Raw genomic sequence first — 23,231 nt, 5'->3', positions numbered from 1 at the left:
ATGCCCGATTCGTTACAGACGCTGGGAGGAGGGCATCGCCAGCGAATGCTTAGAATCGATTTGCCCGTGTTTTTCATGTTGATTTTTTTGCCTTTTTATCTTCTTCCGGATTTTTGTCTAGACCCAATACAAGAAATAGTTTGTCTGCAATCATTGAACTTATAGTAGTTCGATATTCATTTTCCATTCCATTAATATATGATATCGAACAACCTATTCTTATTGCTAAGTCTTTTCTCGACAGACCTAATTGTTTACGGCGGTTTCTTATTCTGTTTCCACTTGTGAAATCTAAAATATTAGTGAATTCACGCCGCTCGATACTTTTGTACTGTGTATACTTTCTGTCCAAAAAAATAGTTGCTCCACCATAAAGCCAATCTAAAATCTTTAAAATTTGAATCGTTCCGCCCCATTTAATTTCGAACATTTGCCCATCATACTTATTTGTAGGCCCTTTAGGTTTAGGGGCAAGATTGGAAACACCGCATTCTGCAACCAAAATATCTCGTATTGTTCTGCAGACATCCTCTGTTCCATAAAAGCATACTTTACAGTCAGGAGTACCATAATACTGGATACTACCGTCAGATTCTAGCCATCCACGAATTAAGTGTTTATATAAATGGGAAGATATTGCTTTTGGGAATTTTAAGTCATATGTCTTTTCTGTTTTATCACCCAAGTTCAGATGCTTTCTTATAGAGTCACACAACTTTCTTGAACACACAGAAACAGTTGCAGATTTGTATTTCTGAGGACCGTTACCGTCACCAAAGTCTACTTCATCTACGCGCTCTTTTATTTCATAAGTAGCCTTCAACATTTTTAAAAACTTTTTCAGGTGACCATCATCATCTCCTTTCAACTTAACGACCAACGTGTTTTTTCTTATATGTCCATCACCTGCAATAAACGCTAACCAGTATGCTTGTTTCTCTTCATCTATTTCCAAAAAGAAATTTTCATCTAATACATTATCGCGTTTTTTTGCGCGATTTTCTTCGTGTTCCATAGGGACGTATTTCCTAACTTTAACTCCTGCTTTGTGGATAATTCGTAAAATTTCCCCATTGTAACACCCATAACTTTTTGCAATATCTTCAGCGGTTTCTCCGTACATATACCTTTCAACAACTTTGTTTCTATCCTCTTTCGGGACATTCCTAGGAGTACCAGGATCGCGTCTTTCTATATTATTCTTTGCTAACAAGTTTAAGACAGTACCCTTTGCAACACCATAATCTTTACATAGTTTAGTGCTTGACTCACCTGCAACATACCTTTTAATAATATCCCTTTTTTCTTTTACTGTTAAAACTGATCTTCTAATTTCTACTTTATGAGCACGAAGAACACTCAAAATTTTAGTAATGCTGATTTTGAATTCCTCAGCCAACTTTGTAGCTGATTTTCTTTCATTTACGTACATATAAATAATTGTATTAATTTTAGTTTGCGATAAGTTGACCATAAAAGAATTAATACCTCCTTTGGTAGTATTAATTCTTTTATGGTCAATGTTTATTATTCTTATACATTTTAATTAACAAAGATTATTTGATAATTAAATTACATATTAATCAATGATAAAGGTGTCCCAGCATAGTAAGTGATATGAAAGAATTGAACAATGTTGAAGATTTACAGGTGTAAGTTATAACAGAACTGATTGAATCAGAGTTGTCCCAAGAAGCAGAGCGAGTTATCGGTGTCTGTCAAGGGAACACGGAAAAATTGCAGAAATATGTACCGTTTTATGATAAGGACAAGGCAAAAAGTCTATAGGTTTCATAGATTTTAACAAGCAAAAAAAATTAAGCCCTACTAAGAATATCTTTATAAGAGAATTAACAAAGTGGAAGAAGTCATTAACGAAAATGTGAGCTATATACCGACCGTATTCCCTTGAACAGGTATGAAATCCATTATTGTATATGCAACATGTAAATTGCAACAAAGATTACGTTAATCTAGTTTTAAAGGAACCCTTGTATGACAATAAGAATAACCAAGCATTTTAAGACTTTTTGGCTAAACTAAATTAGAAGGATATAACAGTTGTGCAAAGGGAGTTCTCCCTTATTTTGTCTGAGTTCTAGAAAGGATTAGGAGGAAACGAGCTATTTGCCCAAATTGGCGGAATCGGCACGCCGCCATTGTTTTGTGAGTAATCCAATTATTCCAGCTAACTCTTTTGCAACTTTTAAGTAAACGTTGATATATGTGAAAGTGATAATGGCAAAGCTGAAAATAACCAAATAATATTTAGGAACAAAAGAAACCGCAAGATTATAAAGTACTAGAAAAAGTGTTTTATTAAGTACTTAATCTTGCATATGGTTAAATTACATGATTAAATAGATTTGTATGTAGTAACTAAATAACAATCTGAGTTTCTAGCAGTGGAAGCACCACTAAAAGTTGTCTTTTATAGAGGCAATTTTTAGTGGTGCTTTTTTGTGCAAAGATGGAAAAACATTTCCGTTTTTCATCACGTCGTCATACACACAGAACACACATTATTCTACAAAATTCTCTTTTTGGGTGGTGCAGTAAGAAGGAAAATCAGTTAAATAGTGTGTGCTGTGTGTGTATGTATAAATTTCATATGGATAAACTAACAAATAGAGGTGAGTTATGAAACTAGAAAAATTTATGACAGTCTATGCTGCTAGTAGAGAGTGGAGAATATCAGAAGGTTTTTTTGAGGTAATAAAGTCTATTGATAGCTACTCAGAATGGTTTAGCGGGAAGGCAAAAGGATATGGACAAAATCTTGTTTTAGTTGAGGCTTTACCAACAATAAAAAAAATATATGATCAGAATGTCCAAGAATTCAACAACTACAATAGTAATTCTGATTACATAAACATGGGAACCCTTATGAAAGGCGTTTTAAAAACAGATATCGAATTAAAACAGATGATTGATTCAAAAAAATATGAACATTTATATGTGAAACTGTTACGGAGGAAAAGGATTGATTCGGTTTTTGGACCGTATATTTATTTTTTTAAGCATGATTTTTTAGAAGAATGTGAGTATCTTACAACAGGGTTTATTAGCAAGGCACTTGGAAAAAGAGGTATTAAAGTTTCTAATGCAACTATCCTAAACTATAAGAGAAACGGCGAATTAATGGTTAAAGTCAATAATTATGGATTAGATACTTTGTCCTTAAAAGAAGTGGAAAGTCTGGTTTTAGATAAAAGAAAGGAAAAGTATAGTTTGTCTCAAAAATATTCAATCGAGAATTCAAATTTTACTGTTCTAAATAGTGAGCAGAGAAAAACTATTGAAGACTATCTTTCTTTTAGGGCTCAAGGTGGTCGAATTTCTCACAACAACTATCGTGCTAAGAAATACATTGCCAATAAAGAGGAAACAATCCCTAAATTAAGAAGCGCTTTAGCAACGTTCTTTTTTCGCATCATATGTTCAAGATGTCATATTGAGCAACAACCTAAGATGAGGTATGCATCCTTAACACATGAGGAAAAGAAGCAATACAACCCAGATATTTTTAATCCTTTAGACGTAGACGTGGAGGATGCATTTGCTTTTACTGCAAAATCAAAAACGACTACTGCAGTTAGTGTTTACCAAACTATTAAACCTTTTTATTCCTGGGTTCTTCAAAGAAGGAAAGCAGAAGCATCGACACCTGAAAAATGGTTTGAGTTTGGACAATTAGAAAGAAGAATTGAGTCCTTTTTAAACCAGTTTCCTGCAAACTACAATGAAGTTCCAGCAGATGAGAAAATTAATCAAAAAGAAAAGGCATTCTTAACTCGTGAACAAATGGTTCTTGTAAGAATGAAAATACTTAATGCCCCTCTGTCACACAATCCTTATAAGTATGCTTCAATTTGGGAGCTGTGTTGCGTAAGTGCACTAAGGCCTTATGAAGTAAGGAAACTTAGAATTGAGTATTTCTTATTGGATAGTGAGGGATTTCTCGCTCTTAACAATCGGGGCTGGGGAGTTTTACACCTACCGCGTGAAGCTTCAAAACAAGAACGTTCATCATCACATCCAATTTATGGTACACCTATTCCTCCAGGAACAGTTAAAAGGATTAATGAGTATCTTAGACGTTTGTATAAAAAACAGAGGAATGAACCAGTTGGTGTTGGATATATGTTTCGCCCTGAGGATTTATTTCCTGAGAGCGGTTATAAATCTTCAATAATATTTGATATGACAAGATTAAAAGAACAACTTGATTTTTTAACCTTAGAACAAAGAAGGGACTTTGAATTAAAGACTGCGCGTCGATCAATGAATAACCTTATTGATGGATTCTCAGTAAAACTACCGATTGAACGCTTAAACGGACGTATTCAAAAAGTGGCTGCGGATGTTCAAATGCGTCACCAAATTGCTGGAGATATTGGTGAGAAGCATTATACAGAAACAATTTCAGAAGAGGATTTTTATACAGTTTTAGACCTAACAATTAACTTTCCATGGGATTTAAATGAATTAGCAAAATGGGAAAAGGAAATTTATAAAGAGGATAGAGGACTTATTTCTAAACCTAAAAATAACAAAGAGGAATATGCCCTTTCTAATCATCAAGTTTCTCCTACACATTTGATTGATAATAGTGAGCTTTCTGCACGCATAATGGAAATAAAGAAGCAATTAAATAAATTACGAAAACGTCCTAAAGAACTTTCACTGGAAGAGTGGTTCGAAAAAAGAGAAGCTTTAGAGAAAGAACTGTTCTCTATAAAGTAGATAACATATTACGAGGGGGAAGACAATGTGAATAAGGATGTCTTAATTCAATACTCAACTTGGCAAGAATTCCAAGAGTACGTTGCAGAATATGGTTTTGAAGGCCAAATTCCATATGTTTTTGACAAAATACGAGATGAAGATTTGCTAACACCCAATGATGTAGCTGAGTTAACAGGTTATTCTGAAGAAACAATTCGTCGATGGTGTCGTTCATGGAAGTTAAAAACCATCACAGGGCGACCGCCGTATAATATTAAGGGAAAAGACTTAAAAGATTTTTTGTTTTCATGGACACGTAATGACTTAATAAAGAATCTTATTAAAAAAACAAATTGAATTCTTATGTGTTACTAATGCACATTAAAATCTCACACACTATTTTCATAATACTCAATAAGGTCATTCACTTTATTCTTTAATTTTAAAAGAGTGCTTTTTGAATTAGTGTTATTTTGTAGGTCTAACATTTTATCGAAAAGATAATTAATCTGTAATCTTTCTTTCTTAGGATTATAAACAGCTACTTTCGTTTTAATTGGATCTTCCTTGTTAACTTGAATAAGAGTTAAAAGATTTCCGATTTGATTACAATTATTACATGTCCATTCGCTGGTTATCGCATTCATTTTTGTTTGTTCCCAACAATATGGACAAGGGAATACAATTGTCATCCTATTTGAATCAAAATAATAATTTATTTTATTGGCTTTAAAAAAAGATAAAACAACATAGTGTTTACCCATATAACTACTCCCGAGTCCATTTTGGTTTTACACGTGAAGCTTTCATAAAGTTTTTGAAATCCTGTCCCGTTACAATATATTTGTTACCGAAACAATAGGATGCCATTTTTCCATCCCGACACCAACGCCGGACAGACTCTGGATGCATTCCAACTAAATCAGCAATATCCTCAATATGAAGGATAACATCATCAGGAACATCAAATATTGGTGACAACTCTATATATTCATTATTCATTAGATCCAACCTCCATATAACACATTTTACACAAAATGTTACACATTTATACTTTAGGAGAAATACCTTCTAAAGTAGTTTTAGTTAAAATTTAGTTAAAATCTTTTAATAAATTTTTTAAGATGAATCAAATATAAAGTCAAAAAAATTATCTTCCTCATTCTTTCAAATATCCCATATAGGGCTGATAGAATAAGGAAGATAAAATTCGCGGGAAGCACTACGGCCACTGAAATGTACCATCAATGCATTGTTGCAGGCTGTTTAGCATTTTGCTATCTGTGTAATTATAGGTGTGAGAGTCGACTTAGCCACTGAAGCCCTGAAAGAACGAATACTCTAATAGATAATTTACCTATGGAAAAAAGGAGAAGTTAAATGGAAATAAAACAACTTCGAGACTTAACTGTGGAAATTGGCATATCACTAATTAAAGAGTTGTCGGTTGATGAAATCGTAGAAAAGACAGGAGTAAGTAAAGAGGACGTTGAAGAAATTAAAGTTTTTCTAAAAAATATTGAGAATCAAAATGAGCATAAACAAACTGGACATAGTTAATGGGTTATATACATCTAATGGTTGTTGTTAAGTATATTCCTCTTGGCTTTATTATGGAAAGGATTATCATTAGATGAACTTAAAAAAATCATTTCCGATGATACAAATTAATTAATTATTAGAGAACGAGATGTGATAATCTAAAACTACCTAACACATTCGGAAGATATATAAAGTTAACTCAAAGCGACAATTTATATTCCATTGTTTTATACAAAATAAGATAATATTAAGATAGAAATTAAATTGAAATACTTTATAACACATGCATTAAGAAAGGGCTTAGTAAATAAAGAATATTTTGGGAAGGGTATCTATGCTCTTCCTTTTTTTGCTATTATTAAATTAATAGTATTTTTAAGAAGGTGTTAAATGATGTTAGAACAGTTTAAAGGATTTATTGGATATACAGAGGATGAATTTAAAGAACTTTGGGAACAAGCAATTTTTGTAGTTGATACAAATATACTAATTAACTTTTATAAATATAAGTCAAACCAGTCTACCAAGAGCTTGTTAGATATTCTAAAAAAGTTAAAAGATAATGAAAGATTATGGATACCTCATCAAGTAGCTTTAGAGTACTTTTTTAATTATGAGGACAATATGTACAAACAAAATGAGGGCTATGCATTATTACAAAAAGAGCTAATGAAACTAAAAGAGGATGCTATAAAAACACTAAATACAGTCAAAAGTAAACACCCCTACATAATGACAGATAAATTTGAGTTTTTTATTGACGGTTTGGATCAATCTAACGAGAAAATTCAAGAAATGATAAATGTAGAAGTAGCTGCAAAAATAGATCATATCTTTTCAAAAGGAAACTTGTTTAATAGTCATAAGGAAATGCAATCTCAATGGATTCACCTTCATTGAGAGAGACACTGTACACATCTAATTCTTCTTTGTGATGATACTTGTAATTGATTTTCATTAATACTGGTACGGTAACGTCATCATCAATCTCTCCGTTCACAGTTTCCAAATACAAATATTATCGCTCTTCTTTCTCATAATACGCGTTTGAATAATCTACATAAGATACATCAGCAAGGAATGAAACAATTCCATTGAATGCGATTGTTGCCGTTTTCTCTCCTTCTTCGTCAACATCAATAATATAGGGATCCTCATCTAATTCAATAGATAGAAACTCAACTTTTTCTACGTCTCCTTCTTCACCTAACAATGTAAACCAATGTTCCTCAAAGAGTTCCTTCACACAAGATTCAAATTTATCATTGTTAGCATCATACACTGATTTGATGAATTGATGCTTATAAAGAAGCTAAAACAGAGATGTTAGAACATCTTCTTTATATTGAGGAAATGGAAAATAGACGACCCTATTGTACAGACTTGGTGAAATATCTTAAAAACGGTTTCAATCGAGATAAGTATAGAACAGTGTTTGGCAGTTGGACAGCTGCACTAGAAAAATATGATGCCTTCAAAGTGGCCAGGGAAATAAAGGAACCCACTTCTGGTCGTGCAGACCTCATGGAGTGGGTTCCTTTTTGTTCATAATGGAATTTTTAAAGGGTGGATTGTAGAAAGCAGGAGCGGGACTTTAACGTATAGTCGCACTGTAGTGTAGTTGCCGCTTAGTAGAATTTTGTAAGGGAAGCTTTTTCAGAATTTGTACCGGGTATCGGAAAGATGAATGAGGGCGCTTTCAAAATACCCTAAGTAAAAATTATCAAAAGCAGACCGTGTGGTAAAATATAGGAAAGGGAGCGATAAAATTTGTGATTGTGGGAGTTGGGGAGCATGGAAACTATTAGTGATATCAAAAACATGGTAAACCGATTGATAGAAGAACACTCCGATAGAGAAATCACATCATCGACAAGCTACAATACTGCTGGAATTTATATGATTTATATAGACCATTTCACTTCAGACAAAATAGTTCCTATTTATATCGGACAGTCAAAGGATGTACAAAAACGGTATAAGAGTCATTTGAGTGAAATCCTTTCATTAAACCGGCTTTCTCATCAGGAGTACGAAAACTACTTCTTCCATAAGTCTAAATCGTTTTATGATGGACGCTTCAAAACCTGTAAAATCTTTAAATACATGCTCGAAAAAAACTGTACTCCTCGTGATTTCCGTATGATTTTTTAGAAGAGGTTGAGGTAGAAGATTTAAAGAAAAAAGAACAGGAATACATAAAAAGGTTAAATGCCTCGTTTTTCGGATTTAATCAATTAAACACCTTTCTTGCGGTTTTAAAGTTGAGTCATGGAGATACCGAAATAAATGAGTTCGAGGATTTCCTGAGATTGGTCCAGGAAGATGTGAAAGGAATCTATTCTTATTATGATTATGGGTTTACCAGATTTAATTTTGAATATTCATTCTCTAAAAATTTTTCTTTCTTGTTAGAGCTGAACGATAACTTAAGTGACACAAAACTTTTTAAAGAAGTGGTGTCTGAGGTTGATCAGTTAATAAAACATTATCACCTTGATGTTGAAATGGCTGAAACTCAATCCTTAGTGGAAAGGTGGGACTTTTTATATAATCATTTCCTTGAAGCAAAGGGTGAATATCAACAAGAATTCTCGAATCTAAGTGATTAAGTATGAAGAAAATTCAAAGAGCTGCGATTTTATAGCGATAAGGCCTTTAAAAACTTTTGTTTAGTATTATCAAGGAATAAAAAGAGGAATACAGGCCAGCCATTCTTAAAATACAGAGATTCTAAACAATGTGATTTGGACTTTTATAAACTGTTTACTAAGCAAATAGAAGTGGTGAACGAAAAGATAGTAGAAAAAAATAATAGAGAGAAACGTAGTGATGAAGTTTATCATTTGCTGCAGAAAAAAAGAGGGGGATATAGGCAGGAAAGATATAAAATGATTTTTCCTTCAAATCCATTTAGTTCATTTTCTTTAGGGGATAGAGTACAGCGCTTTCCACCGAAAATCGAGGAAGAGAAGAATGCCTATTATATCCAACTATTCATTTCAAATAACGGAAGGACTAAAGGGGAATACGGAAAGGACCCGTTCATCATTCGATTCGATTATTGTTACCTGGATGGGAAAGGAAGAACGGTCGAAAAACAGTGTTATATTGAGAATGAAACAACCCCTCGTTGTTTATCAGGTATCGAATATATCGAGAAGGATTTTGATAGATTTTTTGTTTTCAGGCCAGAGAGATATTCGATTACCAGTGTGATAGATAATGAAATTGATCACTCCTTTATATCCGTCTTGGCTGAGTATAAGCATGGAATCAATGACTACACATTGAAAGATAAAAAATTGGTTCGGTTAGAGGAAGTATTCGATGAACTCCAACAATTAGTGGATGATGAAACCATTTTTTATCTATCTAATCTGGAGTCATATGGATGTCTAGAAAAAAGTCTTTTTAATGAAGGAATGCAAAATCATCCCTTTGCAGAGAAGTTGCTTAAAATCGGAAAAAGGAGGAAGCGCTCTGAAACAAGGATTAAGAAAGCGACTAAGAACCCAAAGAAAACGAAAAAAGGAAATCCTAAGATAAAACGAGCAGAAGCGTTTAGAGAAAAAGTGTTAGCGAGGTCAAATAACGCTATTGATGTTACAAATTATGTTTCAAGTAGAGAGAAAGTAACAGCGGAATGTAAAGGCTGCGGGCATACATGGAAGATACGCAGCGATCATTTATTGGCTCGGTTTTATTGTCAGGTGTGTAAGAGATAATAGATTGTTTTAACTAAGGGGTCCCCCCAACAAAACGCGGAAAACATACGCTAAGTCAATTTCTGGATGAAATAAATCGACTTTTTCCTATGCTAAGGAATTAATAGCCTTTCATATTGGCTAAATAATCTTAGAATTCTAAGCGATGATATACTCCTTTTTTCTAAAACTCAACCTTATTTAACCCCTGAATCCTAGGGTCTTTTTTTATGTAGAGGAATTGGCTTTGATAATGTCTTCTGTATATTTGAGATGGGGTATATCCACTTAGTTGCTTAATATGATTTTAAAAATGCCCCTATTAATAGTATTGAAGATAAAAGTTAGTGATATCTTTTATCTTTTTTCGCTTAGAATGTTAAACCTTATAGATAAGGCCAATTTTCTCAACCTCATTTGATTCATTATCTGAAACTTTTCCCAAGTTATTTATGAGTAATTGTTAGAGTAATTACACAAATTTATAATGGTTTAATAGATAGCGCTTTCTTAGGAGAAAAAAGGAGTAACTAGCTAGTATGATGAAGAAATGCAACGATTTGGCAAAGCCATATTTATTTCAGGTAATGATTATGCCGGCAATGGGATTATTACAAGGACCAAGTAATACTCTATTAAATTGGAAATATTGGGAATTATTACGACTGAAGGTCCATTGGAGGTAAGAAAAATGATACGATTTGGAGTAATCGGGACGAATCGAATAACGGACATATTTATACAAGATGCGAGTACTTTAAAGGAATTTTCTTTAACTGCTGTTTATTCTCGGACAGTGAAAAAGGCAATAGAATTTGCTGGAAAATATAATATACAGAATATTTTTGTGGATTTGGAAAGTATGGCAAAAAGCGATGAAATTGATGCAGTCTATATAGCCAGTCCAAATGCCCTGCATGCCGAGCAAGCTATAATTTTTATGAAGTATGGCAAACATGTGCTTTGTGAAAAACCCATTGCTTCCAATACAACAGAATTACAAACGATGATTCAAGTTGCTCAAAGTAATAAAGTTGTTTTAATGGAAGCATTAAAATCAACATTACTTCCTAATTTTCAAAGTGTTTACAGTAATTTACATAAAATAGGAAAAATACGTCGATATTTTGCAAGTTATTGTCAATACTCCTCTCGTTATGATGCTTATAAGCAAGGAACTATATTAAATGCATTCAATCCTTTATTTTCAAATGGTTCTATAATGGATATTGGTATTTATTGTATTTATCCAATGGTTGTATTATTTGGCGTACCATCTAGTGTCCAAGCCAATGCGTTGATGCTTGACTCGGGAATAGACGGAGAAGGAAGTCTATTGCTGAAGTATAAAGATATGGATGCAGTAATTATGTATTCAAAAATAACAGATTCGAATATTCCTTCTGAAATTCAAGGCGAAAATGGAAACATTATTATAGATAATATCAATCAACCACAAAAAGTAGAAATTCGTTATCGAGATGGACGAGTAGAAGATATTTCCTACCCACAATCTAACAACACAATGTATTATGAAACCAAAGAATTTATTAATTTAATTAAGGCTGGTCAGTTAGAATCAAGTATCAATTCGCACAATCATTCAATGATAACTATGAGAATTATAGAAGAAGCGCGGAAACAGATGGGTCTTGAATTTCCGGCGGATAGGATAAATAAATAGTACGAGTAATCCCTTCAGTTTAAACTAAAGGGATTTTTTTATTAATAATCAAGGTCTACTCCTAAAAGTTATTTTCAATTTTCTGAGTCTCATTTGTTTCATTATCTGGTACTTTTCCCAAGTTATTGATAAGTGATTGTTAGAATAATCATGCAGCTCTATAATTGCTCTAGAGATAGCGCTTTCTTATAAAAACTAAAAAGGAGTTGATTCATTATGATGCAGAAATTGCAGCGATTTGGTGGAGCCATGTTTATTCCAGTAATGATTATGCCGGCTATGGGATTGTTACTAGGTCTCAGTAACACTTTATTAAATGAGCAAATGGTCGGAAGTATTGCTGCTAAAGGTACCATTTGGTATGCATTTTGGAAATTAATTTTTGATGGGAGTTACGTTGTATTTCAAAATATTCCCCTTTTATTTGTTATCGGTTTACCTATTGGTTTAGCAAAGAAATCAAAGAGCAGGGCTGCATTGGAAGCTTTCGTTATTTATATGTTTTTTAATGTATTTATCAACTCATTACTATCTACATCTGGTTCAACTTTTGGGGTGGATTTCTCTAAGGATGTAGGCGGATATAGCGGATTAGCAAGTATAGCAGGTATTAAAACGCTTGATACGAGTATGGTTGGTGCATTAATTATTGCAGGAATTACTATCTGGCTTCATGAACGCTTTTATGATAAAAAATTGCCAGACCTTTTAGCAATTTTCCAAGGAAGTGCCTTGGTCACGATAGTAGGATTCTTAGTTATGATACCAGTAGCACTTTTAACTTGTCTTGTCTGGCCACATATTCAAGAATGGATTTTTTCACTTCAAGGGCTATTAAAAACATCTGGAGCTATAGGTGTAGGGCTTTACAGTTTTCTAGAAAGAATTCTGATTCCAACTGGTTTACACCATTTTATCTGGCAGCCCTTTGCTTATGGACCAGCTGCAGTAAATGGGGGACTTCTAGCTTATTGGTTTTCTCATGTAGCAGAGTTTGCAAATTCGACTAAATCAATGACAGAGTTGTTTCCTCAGGGTGGTTTTACCTTGTTTGGGAATTCCAAAGTATTTGGATGCTTGGGCATAGCAATTGCACTTATCATTACAAGTAGACCAGAGAAAAGAAAACAAACAATTGGATTAATTTTACCTGTTGCATTTACTGCAGTAATTACAGGGATAACAGAACCAATAGAGTTTACATTCTTGTTTATTGCTCCTTATTTATTTTTAATTCATGCTATTTTGGCTGGTTTAATGACTGCAATTATGTATGCCTTTGGTGTTTCAGGTAACTTTATATACGGCTTACTTGATTTCTCAATCACTTGGGCAAGTACATGGCAAAATCACTGGGCAACTTGGCTGCTTCAAATAGGTATTGGTTTAGGATTTACCGTTATCTATGTTGTTTTATTTAGATATCTAATTATTAAGTTTAATATTTTGACGCCAGGCAGGGAGTCTGATGATGTAGAAAGCAAGTTATTTACGAAAGCAGATTACAAAGAGAAGAAATTAGGAAATACAGGTGGAAGCAGTTCTTTTGAACAATTAGCTGAATACTTTTTAGCAGATTTAGGTGGCGCTGCAAATATTCAAGATATTACAAACTGTGCAACGAGATTACGTGTTACAGTAAAAGATCCTGAAAAACTAGAAAGTGAACAAGTTTTTAGAAAACATGGAGCACATGGCTTAGTTCGAAATAAACAAGCGATCCAAGTAATAGTTGGACTATCAGTTGGTCAAGTTCGAGATAAAATGGAAGAAAAGATTAAAAGTGTTCGAAAGTAAAATAGGATGTAAGAAGGTTAAAGAAATCTCCCAATGAGTGAAACCTTTCCCATCATCTTTCCAAACTATTACGATGAAGGAAAAATCGCAGTATACTAACCTTAAAGAAATATTTATACACTAAGACATAACAACAATAAGGAAAGAGGGACTAAAAATGAAAAAAAATTCTGTAGTAATTGCTGGTGGGGGAAGTACTTATACAGCTGGAATTGTAATGATGTTAATTGAAAATCAAGATAAATTTCCATTACGGAAATTAAAATTTTACGATAATAATAAAGAACGTCAAGATATCGTTGCGAAAGCATGTGAAATTATCATTAAGGAACGTGCTCCTAAAATTGAATTCATAGCAACAACAGATCCCGAGGAAGCTTTTACAGATGTTGATTTCGTAATGGCACATATTCGTGTCGGTGGTCTAAAAATGCGTGAACTAGATGAAAAAATTCCATTAAAATATGGGGCCGTTGGTCAAGAAACATGTGGACCTGGCGGCATGGCCTATGGTATGCGTTCAATTCCAGGAGTAATTGAATTAATTGATTATATGGAAAAGTATTCACCGAATGCTTGGATGTTAAACTACTCTAACCCAGCTTCGATTGTTGCAGAGGCAACACGTATCTTACGTCCTAACTCGAAAATCATTAATATTTGTGATATGCCAGTTGCCATTAAAAAATCAATGGCTGACATTTTAGGGTTGGAATCTGAGAATGATATTATTGAACGGTATTATGGACTAAACCATTTTGGTTGGTGGACTGAGCTTTATGATAAAGAAGGCAATGACTTAATGCCAAGATTGAAAGAACATGTAAAACAATGGGGTTATGGGGCTAAAAATGATGGGATTAATAATCCACTGCTAGCGGAATCCAGCTGGATGGATACATTTACTAAAGCTAAGGACGTATACGCTGTTGACCCGGATACACTACCAAATACGTATTTAAAATATTATTTATTCCCTGACTATGTAGTACAACATTCAAACCCAGAACATACACGGGCAAACGAAGTGATGGATCATCGTGAAAAGAATGTTTTTGCCGAATGTATACGAATTGCCGAAGCTGGCACCGCTGAAGGAACAAGTATTGAAGCCGGGGAACACGCGGAATTCATCGTTCGATTGGCAGGAGCGCTTGCATACAACACATATGAAAGAATGCTATTAATTGTTCCTAATAATGGGGCGATTGCAAACGTTGAACCAACTGCAATGGTTGAGATTCCATGTTTAGTAAGTAAAGCAGGTGTGGAACCACTATCTATTGGGACGATTCCTCAATTCCAAAAGGGATTGATTGAACAACAAGTATCAGTAGAAAAGTTAGTCGTTCAAGCTTATTTAGAAAAATCATATCAAAAACTTTGGCAGGCGCTAACATTGTCAAAGACAGTACCAAGTGCGAGTGTTGCAAAAGCAATTTTAGATGACCTTATCGAGGCAAACAAGGATTTTTGGCCGGAACTTTCTTAAGGAAAAAGGGTTTGCTAAACTAGTAGCGGGTATGAGGTGTTTTCATACCCTGTTGCCTGGTAATTAAGTTAGGAGGATCTCCTTGTGAATCTTGAAGAGTTAATTAATAAAAATTATGAGTATTTGAGTGATACTGATTTTACTATTGCTAAGTACGTTCTTGCTAATAAAGATAAAATTGGGAACATGGGTATTAATCAGTTAGCTAAAAATAGTTTAGCATCCAAATCATCTGTATTAAGATTTGCTCAAAAATTAGGTTTTAGTGGATATAGTGAATTTAAAAACTTTGTAAAATGGGAAAATGCCAGCCCAAATGAGGAACTTAAACCAAATGAATTGTTTGAACAAGTTCTTTATGATGTCAATAAAACGTTAGACTATTTAAATAGTGTGGACTTTGAACCTATTTATAAAGCAATTGATACTAGCGAAAATATTTATGTCATTTCAACAGGAATAGCCCAGAAAAATCAAGCTGCAGAACTGCAACGACTATTCCTACTTATTGGCAAACCCGTTCAAATTATTCCTGCAATGGCCCACGCAAATGAATATAGGCTTATAATTGAAAAGTTAACTTCTAAAGATTTAATTATTTTGTTTTCGCTATCCGGTGAAAATCCAAACTTACAAGGGTTACCTGATATTCCTGCAGTTAAGGGTGCAAAAATGATTTCCCTTACCAATTTTAAAAGTAATTGGTTGTCAGGACATGCTGATTTTAATTTATATGCTTCCAGTACGATGAATCCTATTCCGAAAAATTGGTGGGTACGATCTGCCTCTTCCTTTTTTATTGTGGTAGAAGCATTGGCATTTGGATATTTAGATTATATAAATAGTAAAAGATAGACATTGAGGTGTGAAATGATGTTTTTTAAGAAGAGTAAAAAAGAAAAAAATATATTCATCCATAGCCCTTTAAAGGGCGAGGTTATTCCATTAGGAAGTGTTCCAGATCCCGTTTTTTCCCAGAAAATGATGGGCGAAGGGCTAGCCTTTATTCCAACTAACGGCGAAGTTTTTTCTCCTGTAAATGGGAAGGTTACACAAGTGTTTCCTACTAAACATGCAATTGGAATGGTAACGGAAGATGGCCTTGAAATGCTATTACATTTAGGACTTGAAACAGTTGAATTAAAAGGTGAAGGATTTAATATCAAAATTAATGCTGGAGATATAGTTAGTGTTAATGACCACATTGGTACTTTTGATCTTTCCTATATTGAGGAGAAGGGAAAAGAAATTATTTCAGTCCTTGTTTTCCCGAATTTTGAAGAAAAAATCTCTGAAATGATTCCGTTAAAGTCAGATGAAGTTGAAAGTGGAACGGAAATTGCTCAATTGATTTTTAAATAACTCAAATTTCATACTTGAAAATCGATTTGTGATGGGGCTCTCAAAAATTTAAGACCCAGCCAAATTCGTAGCTTGAACTGATTTTAAAAAGCGAAACGGCCTCCATTCTTGGTAAGGAAGATTCTCATGCCATAGTTGTTATTTATTTTTGACAACCTAATTCTTAGATCAAAAAGTGAATTTATTAAGTAATAATTAGCCTGTATGATACTTCCTTCATTCAGGCTTTTATTACGTTCCTCGGTTTTACGGCGCTTTCCATTTAGAAAAACAGTGGCGCAAAACTAAAAATGAAAGATCTAAAATAAATTGTTCTGCAGCCTAGAAGTCTTGTCATTCAGGATACTTATTTGTTTTGTTCAAAAACTCATCAATTTCTGAACGCAGGGAAATTTAAATAGTTTTATAGCTTTCTATCTACTATATGTGTTCATAAACTCTGTAAAGAAATCTATGTTCAGATATTACCCCTAACATTAAGTTATGTTACGATAAAACAGAGAAATTTAAAAATAAGGGGAGAAATTAATGAAGGTAGGATATGCTCGTGTTTCAACAGGCATTCAAAATCTTGATTTACAATTGGATGCTCTTAAAGAACATGGTTGCGAAGAAATATTTACAGATAAAATTAGTGGCGCCAAAGATAAAAGACAAGGATTGGAAGAAGCCCTTCGATTTGTACGCTCTGGTGATACGATAGTAGTTTGGCGCTTAGATCGATTAGGGAGAAATATGCAGCATTTAATTAAAATTGTGAATGACCTTAATGACCGAGGTATTAGTTTCCACAGCTTGCAGGAAAACATTACGATGGACAAGGCTAGTGCAACAGGGCAGCTTATGTTTCATCTATTTGCGGCCTTTGCTGAGTTCGAACGTAATCTTATTCAAGAACGTTCAGCAGCTGGTCGTGCTGCTGCAAGAGCCAGAGGGCGTTTAGGAGGAAGACCGGAGAAGTTAGATAAAAAGGAATTAGAAATGTTGAAGACATTGGTAGCAAATGGGACACCCGTTACTGATATTGCTCAAATGTGGGGAGTTTCCCGAACAACTGTTTATCGATATTTAGAAAAGAAGTAAGTCTTTGCTTACGAAAGGATGGGGAGGAAATGGCATCAAGAGGGAAAGAATTACTTACAGCAGATCAAAGAGCAGAATTTGTAAAAATACCGGATGAAATGAGTAAACAAGAACTAGAAACCTATTATACTTTTTCGCAATTTGATATGGAAATTATAAAACGACACAGAAGAGATCATAATCGCTTAGGGTTTGCTGTCCAATTATGTGTATTGCGCTATCCAGGGTGGTCTCTCACAGATGTTGAACCTATACCAGACTATGTACTCCACTATATAGCAAAACAAATAAATGCTAATCCCGATTCATTTTCTTTATATGCCCAACGTGACCCAACCAAGCATGAACATATGGAAGAAATTCGACAGGTATATGGATACCAGAATTTTTCTGTAAGTACATATCGGGAGTTAGCTCAGTATCTTTTGAAACATGCACTTCAAAATGGCAATTCTATGTATCTACTTCGAACTGTTCAAGAAGAACTTAGGAATCGAAAAATAATCCTTCCTGGAATGACTACAATAGAGCGACTTGTGTGGGATACCCGTCGGAGAGCAGAGGAAAGGATTTTTAACTCTTTAACTGCTACTCTTTCACCGTGGCAAAGACACAAATTGGATAAACTTATAGATCCCTTTGCGGAAAGCAGGAAAACCCCATTGGCATGGTTGAGAGAACTTCCGGGTCAGTCATCACCGGATGCCTTTCTAAAAGTAATAGAGCGTTTAGAATATATTCGGGAGTTGAAACTTCCATTAAACATAAATGAAGTTCATCCTAATCGGTTACTACAATTATCTCGCATTGGGGCACGTTATGAACCCCATTCGTTTCGCAGATTTAAAGAAAATAAGAAATATACCATTCTTGTCGCATACCTAGTAACTCTAAGTCAGGATTTAATTGACCAAGCAATTGAAATTCATGATCGGCAAATGATGATTTTACAATCGAAAGGTCGTAAAACACAAGAGGAAATGCAAAAAGAAAATGGAAAAGCAGTTAACGAAAAAGTTGTTCATTTTGCAGATATTGGGGCTGCACTTATTCAAGCACGAGATGAAGGGCTTGATCCATTTAGGACCATTGAAAAGATAATGCCTTGGGATAAAATCGTTACTTCTGTTGAAGAAGCGAAAAAATTAGCTCGACCAATGGATTATGATTACCTTGATTTGCTAGAGAATCGATTTACTTATCTGAGAAAGTATACCCCTACTCTTTTGAAATCATTAGAATTTCATTCTACAAAAGCAGCAGAACCATTATTACGTGCATTAAAAACATTGAACGTGATGAATGAATCCGGAAAAAGAAAAGTACCAGATGGAGCTCCATTAGATTTCGTCCCAAAACGATGGCAAAAGCATGTATACGATGAGGAAGGAACAATTAATCGACATTATTATGAAATGGCTGCCCTTACGGAATTAAAAAATCATATTCGTTCAGGAGACGTATCTGTAGTCGGCAGTAGGCTTCATAAAGACTTTGAGGAGTACCTTGTTCCCAAAGATGAATGGACAACAACCAATCTTAAAGAAACTAGACTGGCAGTTCGTTCATCAGCAGAGGAATACCTTGAGGAAAGAAAGAAAGCTCTAGCTGAACGCCTTACATGGGTTTCAAATAACCTTGATAGTCTTGAAGGAATAAATATAGAAAAAGCAAAACTTAGAGTGGATCGTTTGGAAAAGAATACCCCAGAAGATGCACGAACTTTCAGTTTATCCTTATATAATATGCTTCCGAGAATTAAGCTTACTGATCTTTTAATGGAGGTAGCGCACTGGACAGGTTTTGACGAAATGTTAATACATGCTTCCACTAATCGCCCTCCAAATGGAGAAGAAAAGGTCATTTTGATGGCTGCGCTTATGGCAATGGGAACGAATATTGGATTGACTAAAATGGCAGATGCTACACCTGGAGTTACTTATCATCAGATGGCCAATGCCGCACAATGGAGATTATATGATGATGCTATAAATCGAGCACAGGCAACTTTGGTAAATTTTCAACACAAACTTGCTCTAGCTTCTTATTGGGGAGATGGCACCACATCTTCATCCGACGGAATGCGAGTACAGGTTGGTGTTTCATCGTTGCATGCCGAAGCAAATCCCCACTACGGCACAGGAAAAGGGGCAACCATTTATAGGTTTACAAGTGATCAATTTTCCTCGTTTTATACGAAAGTCATTAATACCAATGCAAGAGATGCTGTCCATGTCATCGATGGGTTGCTTCATCATGAAACAGAATTAAATATTGAAGAGCATTTCACAGACACGGCCGGCTATACAGATTCTGTATTCGGATTAAGTCATTTGTTAGGTTTTCGTTTTGCGCCAAGGCTTCGTGACTTAGCTGATTCCAAACTATACACAATTCAAAAGCCAAGTGATTTTCCTGACCTAGAAAAATTACTTCGTGGACGGATTAACACAAAGATTATTCAGGAAAACTTTGATGACGTGCTCCGTTTAGCCCATTCGATTCGAGAAGGAAAAGTGTCTGGTTCGCTTATTATGGGGAAATTGGGATCATATGCAAGGCAAAACAAGTTAGCTGCTGCATTACGAGAAATGGGAAGAATCGAAAAAACTATTTTTATTTTAGATTACATATCTAATGAAGCTCTACGTAGGCGTATTCAACGAGGATTGAATAAAGGAGAAGCTATGAATGGCTTGGCAAGATCATTATTCTTTGGAAAACGAGGGGAGTTACGGGAACGAGGACTGCAAGATCAACTTCAACGTGCAAGCGCTTTAAATATTATAATTAACGCTATTAGTGTATGGAACACCGTATATCTTACCGAAGCAACAAAATTGTTGAAGGAAAAAGGGGATTTTCAAGAAGATCTACTAAAACATATTTCGCCATTAGGATGGGAACATATCAATTTTCTTGGGGAATACACCTTTGATATGAAGAAAATAGCAAGCTTACATTCGCTGCGCCCTCTTATTCAATAAATAATAAGCCGAATTTTCTTAGCGTAGGAAAACTCGGCTTTATTTATGTCGAAATTTGCTTAGCGTATGTTTTGCGCTTTTTGTTGGTAGGACCCCACTAAATACAAATCGCCCACTTCGAATCCGGGTTAAAACAGGAACGTATAACGCATAGAGAATTCGTGATACCAAAGAAATCATAATATTGACTGTTTTCGTTATGGCTCTACTCTTACAAAAATATAGAAATTACTAGGAGTTGATATTCTTGGGTTTAAGTACAAAAGTTTCAAGTGACCTTAAAGCAAGGTTTTCAATTCATAATATCCCACTCGCCTTGTTAGAGAGGATTGGGAAGTCATATTCTTTAACTTATCAAGTTAAAGGATATAAGTTTATTATAAATTTAATGGGGAACCATTTTAATTTTATCAAGAATTGTAGAACTAAGAAAAATAAAAAAAGAGCCAGAAACCTCGCTCCATTCTTTATCACAAGAAATGATGATGAAACAATTGACCTAGGAATACAAATTAATGACATTTCTCAAGTTGCAGCACATGATTTTACTAAAGGACCACTATTCATAAAAAATAAACATGAAGATCGAGGTTCATATATTATAGAAATTAAATATCCTCCGGTAGACCTTATAAATAAAATCAAACAAATACAAAGACGAGAAAGTGAGAAATTAAGAAAAAAAGAGGAGCGAAAAGAACTCTTAGATAAATTATTAAAAAAGTTTGACGAATATGAAGTAAAATATAGAGATTCTTCTATTCAACAAGAGCAGGATTTAAAATCAAAAGGGATATATTTAGCACGCCCTAATGCTTTTAAGCGTTGTGAAAACTGCGCTAACAACTCTGGTTCTAAATGCTCGGTTCATAAAGTAGAAGTCAGTGATAATCACAGGTGTTCACGTTTTTATTCATACAAAACCTTTTATGGCGGTGGTTTCTCACCAAAATAAATTGCATTTCAAAAATAACAGTTTCTTTAATCAAATGATAAGGGAAGCGGATTTTTATTTTGTTTATTTTCTGGAAAAGGAGAGAAAGAAAATCCAATTGATTAAAGGAATAATAGGATGCACTCTTTATTTCAGGTACAGCAGCTGCAATCGTTAATATCTTAACAGACCTTGGATTACTTTAAAACAAGCTTTATATCCCTGACTGGCATTAGATCCATACTTTGAGAAAAGCTTTTTATTACTGGTATTACCAATAATACACAGGATATAACGGGATTGCAGTAGATTTTTAAACATTCGTGACTATAAATTAAATTGCAAAGCGGTATATCGAAAAATAGGTGATAACTTTGTTCTTTCAGGAGATAATGCAAGGAGGTCATTAAATCAAGGACCATATGGATTAAGGGGATCATGGAATTTTTCGAATTAATGTTGGATTCTAAATACTAAAACGCACCTGAAATAAGGATAAATATAGGTAGGAAAAAAAAAGGTATACTTGCCTTGCACTGAAAAAGTTGAATAGGGAAATTTAGTGTGGGCGAAGCCAAACTAATTTTACATAAACACCTTAACAAGAGTGCTCTACATAAAATAATATAGGTCATGTCAAAATGGACAGAAGTAAACTTTGAACCGACTGGGCTCTGGAATTTATTTTTCCTATTTAAATAGTAATAAAGATTTCTATTAAAAGGAGACTTTTTAATTTTGGTCGGATTGATTTGAATTTGGTGTTAAAAATTAGATTTGAGAAATACAAAATTTATTGTACTACCTATAAAACAACAATTAAAACAACATTTTTTTGAAAAAATAAAATTAATTTCTTAAATAGTTTAATCGAAACATATAAGAGGTGATTATTATTATCCCGAATATAGAGGAATTATTATCGAAGCTTGTACCTTGGCAGAGGGGAACTTTAACATTTCTAATTCAATCCGAGGAAGAATACAATGACTTTATAGAATATTATGAAAATGAGGAAATTCAACAAAGTTTACATAGTGTAAAACTTAATGAGTATTCAAGAGCTAGCCAAGCTATGCAAAGATATCGTCTTGATAGAATTGTTAAAATGGCTTTATCTTTTGAAGAATTCAAGAAATTATTTGAAGAAAATCCTTATACAGGTTTTTCAACACTTTTTCAAGATGGTGTAGATGGACAAACACTTAAGTTAATTAAAAAAAGAATGGCAGAAGGTACTTCATTGGAAATGTTTTATGAATATCATTTGCTTGATCCTCATGAATTTTTAAAACGATTAGCAACCTTTAGAATTGATAGAGATTTATTATACCTTTTACAAAAAAGAACTAAGTCCTCAGAGCAACATTTAAACAGATTAGATATGTCGATTGATGATGTCATAGGATATAATAGTATATCTGTATATAATCATAAATTAAGAGAAGTGTTTATTCAACGCATGGTACGGGATACAAAGATGGCGAAAAAGATTAAGATTTTATACAAAAGTACTTGTCAGTTATGTAGAAGTAAAATAAAAAGTACAAATGGTTATATTTCAGAAGCTCATCATATTAAACCATATAATATAACTCATAAGGGTGATGATTCCTACCAAAATCTTATTGTACTATGTCCAAATTGTCACTCCAGATTTGATGAGTATTTCTATGCTATTCATCCAGAAACATTTACTGTTCATTGTTTAGATACGGGTAACGAGAATCATATGAAAGACCTTTATATGGTGAAAGATCACACTTTAGGCCAGGAGTATCTTAATTTTGCGTGGGAGGTTTTTATAGGTCTTAAAGATTCGTTAAATAAGGACAATAAGTAAATAAACATCTCTATTATTTTACCGAGTATAGGATTAGAAAATCTCACGCCACAATAATTCTAGCTTTTTACA

The 23,231-nt window shown here is 34.0% G+C and carries 22 protein-coding genes; 18 read left to right on the top strand and 4 right to left on the bottom strand.

Annotated features, from left to right (window positions below; all coding sequences use genetic code 11):
• Positions 1 to 73: 73 nt before the first annotated feature.
• On the bottom strand, positions 74 to 1,474 hold the full coding sequence (locus M3182_RS00715) for a helix-turn-helix domain-containing protein (protein WP_251555781.1): 1,401 nt from the start codon (positions 1,472 to 1,474) through the stop codon (positions 74 to 76).
• A gap of 1,166 nt (positions 1,475 to 2,640) precedes the next feature.
• Between M3182_RS00715 and M3182_RS00710 the strand changes: the two genes are divergently transcribed.
• Both M3182_RS00710 and M3182_RS26310 read left to right on the top strand, forming a co-directional pair.
• Positions 2,641 to 4,746, top strand: a complete 2,106-nt coding sequence (locus M3182_RS00710; RefSeq protein ID WP_251555780.1) for a hypothetical protein — start codon at positions 2,641 to 2,643, stop codon at positions 4,744 to 4,746.
• 27 nt (positions 4,747 to 4,773) lie between these two features.
• Entirely contained in the window at positions 4,774 to 5,085 is a 312-nt protein-coding gene (locus tag M3182_RS26310; protein WP_251555778.1) for a helix-turn-helix domain-containing protein, read from the top strand.
• A 32-nt stretch (positions 5,086 to 5,117) separates the two neighbouring features.
• Here the strand turns inward: M3182_RS26310 and M3182_RS00700 are convergent, their stop codons facing one another.
• Positions 5,118 to 5,492, bottom strand: a complete 375-nt coding sequence (locus tag M3182_RS00700; protein WP_251555777.1) for a hypothetical protein — start codon at positions 5,490 to 5,492, stop codon at positions 5,118 to 5,120.
• A 4-nt stretch (positions 5,493 to 5,496) separates the two neighbouring features.
• Positions 5,497 to 5,730 (bottom strand): helix-turn-helix domain-containing protein, encoded by a 234-nt coding sequence (locus M3182_RS00695; RefSeq protein WP_251555775.1) that lies wholly within the window; start codon positions 5,728 to 5,730, stop codon positions 5,497 to 5,499.
• 378 nt (positions 5,731 to 6,108) lie between these two features.
• On the opposite strand from M3182_RS00695, the gene M3182_RS00690 reads away from it, so the two are divergent.
• Together M3182_RS00690 and M3182_RS00685 are read left to right on the top strand one after the other, a co-directional pair.
• A complete protein-coding gene (locus M3182_RS00690) occupies positions 6,109 to 6,288 on the top strand; it encodes a hypothetical protein (protein ID WP_251555773.1) in 180 nt (59 codons plus the stop codon).
• 372 nt (positions 6,289 to 6,660) lie between these two features.
• Positions 6,661 to 7,170 carry a PIN-like domain-containing protein gene (locus M3182_RS00685; RefSeq protein WP_251555772.1) on the top strand — a complete coding sequence of 170 codons (510 nt, stop codon included), beginning with the start codon at positions 6,661 to 6,663 and terminating at the stop codon, positions 7,168 to 7,170.
• A 118-nt stretch (positions 7,171 to 7,288) separates the two neighbouring features.
• Here the strand turns inward: M3182_RS00685 and M3182_RS00680 are convergent, their stop codons facing one another.
• Complete coding sequence (locus M3182_RS00680) at positions 7,289 to 7,516, bottom strand: hypothetical protein (protein ID WP_251555771.1); 228 nt, start codon at positions 7,514 to 7,516, stop codon at positions 7,289 to 7,291.
• A 77-nt stretch (positions 7,517 to 7,593) separates the two neighbouring features.
• On the opposite strand from M3182_RS00680, the gene M3182_RS00675 reads away from it, so the two are divergent.
• From M3182_RS00675 to M3182_RS26305, 14 genes are all read left to right on the top strand, one after another.
• Positions 7,594 to 7,821 (top strand): hypothetical protein, encoded by a 228-nt coding sequence (locus M3182_RS00675; protein ID WP_251555770.1) that lies wholly within the window; start codon positions 7,594 to 7,596, stop codon positions 7,819 to 7,821.
• Between the two features lie 243 nt (positions 7,822 to 8,064).
• Complete coding sequence (locus tag M3182_RS00670; RefSeq protein ID WP_251555769.1) at positions 8,065 to 8,424, top strand: GIY-YIG nuclease family protein; 360 nt, start codon at positions 8,065 to 8,067, stop codon at positions 8,422 to 8,424.
• Between the two features lie 158 nt (positions 8,425 to 8,582).
• Entirely contained in the window at positions 8,583 to 8,882 is a 300-nt protein-coding gene (locus tag M3182_RS00665; RefSeq protein ID WP_251555767.1) for a hypothetical protein, read from the top strand.
• Positions 8,883 to 9,161: 279 nt separating this feature from the next.
• Positions 9,162 to 9,998 (top strand): hypothetical protein, encoded by an 837-nt coding sequence (locus M3182_RS00660; protein ID WP_251555766.1) that lies wholly within the window; start codon positions 9,162 to 9,164, stop codon positions 9,996 to 9,998.
• 518 nt (positions 9,999 to 10,516) lie between these two features.
• Entirely contained in the window at positions 10,517 to 10,663 is a 147-nt protein-coding gene (locus M3182_RS00655) for a hypothetical protein (RefSeq protein ID WP_251555764.1), read from the top strand.
• Between the two features lie 5 nt (positions 10,664 to 10,668).
• A complete protein-coding gene (locus M3182_RS00650; RefSeq protein ID WP_221816605.1) occupies positions 10,669 to 11,661 on the top strand; it encodes a Gfo/Idh/MocA family protein in 993 nt (330 codons plus the stop codon).
• Positions 11,662 to 11,877: 216 nt separating this feature from the next.
• Complete coding sequence (locus tag M3182_RS00645; RefSeq protein WP_061810983.1) at positions 11,878 to 13,458, top strand: alpha-glucoside-specific PTS transporter subunit IIBC; 1,581 nt, start codon at positions 11,878 to 11,880, stop codon at positions 13,456 to 13,458.
• Between the two features lie 157 nt (positions 13,459 to 13,615).
• Positions 13,616 to 14,950 carry a 6-phospho-alpha-glucosidase gene (locus M3182_RS00640; protein ID WP_061810984.1) on the top strand — a complete coding sequence of 445 codons (1,335 nt, stop codon included), beginning with the start codon at positions 13,616 to 13,618 and terminating at the stop codon, positions 14,948 to 14,950.
• 84 nt (positions 14,951 to 15,034) lie between these two features.
• Positions 15,035 to 15,805, top strand: a complete 771-nt coding sequence (locus M3182_RS00635; RefSeq protein WP_061810985.1) for a MurR/RpiR family transcriptional regulator — start codon at positions 15,035 to 15,037, stop codon at positions 15,803 to 15,805.
• A gap of 15 nt (positions 15,806 to 15,820) precedes the next feature.
• On the top strand, positions 15,821 to 16,312 hold the full coding sequence (locus tag M3182_RS00630) for a PTS sugar transporter subunit IIA (RefSeq protein WP_061810986.1): 492 nt from the start codon (positions 15,821 to 15,823) through the stop codon (positions 16,310 to 16,312).
• Positions 16,313 to 16,840: 528 nt separating this feature from the next.
• Positions 16,841 to 17,395: a recombinase family protein gene (locus M3182_RS00625; protein ID WP_108072856.1), complete on the top strand. Its 555-nt coding sequence runs from the start codon at positions 16,841 to 16,843 to the stop codon at positions 17,393 to 17,395.
• Positions 17,396 to 17,424: 29 nt separating this feature from the next.
• Positions 17,425 to 20,382: a Tn3 family transposase gene (locus M3182_RS00620; protein ID WP_108072854.1), complete on the top strand. Its 2,958-nt coding sequence runs from the start codon at positions 17,425 to 17,427 to the stop codon at positions 20,380 to 20,382.
• Between the two features lie 247 nt (positions 20,383 to 20,629).
• Entirely contained in the window at positions 20,630 to 21,337 is a 708-nt protein-coding gene (locus M3182_RS00615) for a hypothetical protein (protein WP_251555763.1), read from the top strand.
• An 865-nt stretch (positions 21,338 to 22,202) separates the two neighbouring features.
• Positions 22,203 to 23,159 carry an HNH endonuclease gene (locus M3182_RS26305; RefSeq protein ID WP_251555761.1) on the top strand — a complete coding sequence of 319 codons (957 nt, stop codon included), beginning with the start codon at positions 22,203 to 22,205 and terminating at the stop codon, positions 23,157 to 23,159.
• The last annotated feature ends 72 nt before the right edge of the window (positions 23,160 to 23,231 follow it).

The organism is Mesobacillus maritimus (genome assembly GCF_023715205.1).
GTDB classification, from domain to species: Bacteria; Bacillota; Bacilli; order Bacillales; family Cytobacillaceae; genus Mesobacillus_B; species Mesobacillus_B maritimus_C.
The sequence above is the reverse complement of the archived record's forward strand: the minus strand, read 5'-3'. Positions and strand labels throughout refer to the sequence as shown.

Coding starts and splice junctions, on each gene's coding strand:
- M3182_RS00650 (WP_221816605.1), top strand. CDS start 10,669: ATGATACGATTTGGAGTAATCGGGACGAATCGAATAACGGACATATTT.
- M3182_RS00715 (WP_251555781.1), bottom strand. CDS start 1,474: ATGGTCAACTTATCGCAAACTAAAATTAATACAATTATTTATATGTAC.
- M3182_RS00690 (WP_251555773.1), top strand. CDS start 6,109: ATGGAAATAAAACAACTTCGAGACTTAACTGTGGAAATTGGCATATCA.
- M3182_RS00700 (WP_251555777.1), bottom strand. CDS start 5,492: ATGGGTAAACACTATGTTGTTTTATCTTTTTTTAAAGCCAATAAAATA.
- M3182_RS00655 (WP_251555764.1), top strand. CDS start 10,517: ATGATGAAGAAATGCAACGATTTGGCAAAGCCATATTTATTTCAGGTA.
- M3182_RS00640 (WP_061810984.1), top strand. CDS start 13,616: ATGAAAAAAAATTCTGTAGTAATTGCTGGTGGGGGAAGTACTTATACA.
- M3182_RS00695 (WP_251555775.1), bottom strand. CDS start 5,730: ATGAATAATGAATATATAGAGTTGTCACCAATATTTGATGTTCCTGAT.
- M3182_RS00625 (WP_108072856.1), top strand. CDS start 16,841: ATGAAGGTAGGATATGCTCGTGTTTCAACAGGCATTCAAAATCTTGAT.
- M3182_RS00620 (WP_108072854.1), top strand. CDS start 17,425: ATGGCATCAAGAGGGAAAGAATTACTTACAGCAGATCAAAGAGCAGAA.
- M3182_RS00660 (WP_251555766.1), top strand. CDS start 9,162: ATGATTTTTCCTTCAAATCCATTTAGTTCATTTTCTTTAGGGGATAGA.
- M3182_RS00670 (WP_251555769.1), top strand. CDS start 8,065: ATGGAAACTATTAGTGATATCAAAAACATGGTAAACCGATTGATAGAA.
- M3182_RS00710 (WP_251555780.1), top strand. CDS start 2,641: ATGAAACTAGAAAAATTTATGACAGTCTATGCTGCTAGTAGAGAGTGG.
- M3182_RS00675 (WP_251555770.1), top strand. CDS start 7,594: ATGTTAGAACATCTTCTTTATATTGAGGAAATGGAAAATAGACGACCC.
- M3182_RS00685 (WP_251555772.1), top strand. CDS start 6,661: ATGATGTTAGAACAGTTTAAAGGATTTATTGGATATACAGAGGATGAA.
- M3182_RS00630 (WP_061810986.1), top strand. CDS start 15,821: ATGATGTTTTTTAAGAAGAGTAAAAAAGAAAAAAATATATTCATCCAT.
- M3182_RS00645 (WP_061810983.1), top strand. CDS start 11,878: ATGATGCAGAAATTGCAGCGATTTGGTGGAGCCATGTTTATTCCAGTA.